Source organism: Microbispora sp. CSR-4 (assembly GCF_008033685.1).
In the GTDB taxonomy this organism is placed as follows: domain Bacteria; phylum Actinomycetota; class Actinomycetes; order Streptosporangiales; family Streptosporangiaceae; genus Microbispora.
Genome location: NZ_VJVX01000197.1, coordinates 1 through 897 on the forward strand (window position 1 = coordinate 1; position 897 = coordinate 897).

Consider the following 897-nt stretch of genomic DNA (forward strand, 5'->3'; position numbering starts at 1 on the left):
AGTGGGTGCGGCAGCGCTGCCAGGAGGCGCCGGGCAGCGTGGCGGCGATCGCGTCACGTAGCCCGGCGTGGCAGTCGCTGGTGACCAGCAGGACGCCGGACAGGCCGCGGGCGACCAGGCCACGCAGGAACGCCAGCCAGCCCGCCCCGTCTTCGCAGGAGACGACGTCCAGGCCGAGGATCTCCCGCTGCCCGTCGGCATTGACACCGGTGGCGATCAGGCAGTGCACGTTCACCGTCCGCCCGCCCTCACGCACCTTCTGAGTGAGCGCGTCGATCCAGACGAAGGTGTACGGCCCGCCGTCCAAAGGCCGGGACCGGAACGAGGCGACCAGCTCATCCAGCTCGGCGGCCATCTTCGACACCTGCGATTTGGACAGCTTGGTGATGCCCATCGACTCGGCGAGTTTTTCCATCCGCCGTGTGGACACACCCAGCAGGTAGGAGGTGGCCACCACGCTGGTCAGCGCCCGTTCGGCCCGGCGGCGCTTGTCCAGCAGGAAGTCCGGGAAGTACGACCCCGACCGCAGGCGGGGGATGGCCAGCTCGATGGTCCCGGCCCGGGTGTCCCACTCCCGGCTGCGGTAGCCGTTGCGGGAGTTGACCCGCTCGCTGCTGACCTCGCCGTAGCCGGCCCCGCACAGCTGCTCGACCTCGGCGTCCATCATCCGCTGCGCGAACTCGCGGATCATCGTGCGCAGCAGGTCCGGGCTCGCCGCGGCGAGAGTCTCGTCGAAGTAGTCCCCGGCAGCGGGCACAATGTCATTGACGGCCACTTCATCCCCTTCGTGTCTGAATGTGCGAATCGAAGGATTACGAAGTGGCCGTCTCTTGTCACATGGATCTCTCCCGTCGCACCAAGGGAAAGATCACCCGTACACCACTCCCATGGACGCTA

General features: G+C 67.6%; 1 protein-coding gene. It reads right to left on the bottom strand.

Features of this window, described 5'->3' with window-relative positions; all coding sequences use genetic code 11:
* A partial coding sequence (locus FLV34_RS39425) for an IS256 family transposase (protein ID WP_147945603.1) occupies positions 1 to 760 on the bottom strand: 760 nt, incomplete at its 3' end.
* Positions 761 to 897 lie beyond the last annotated feature (137 nt).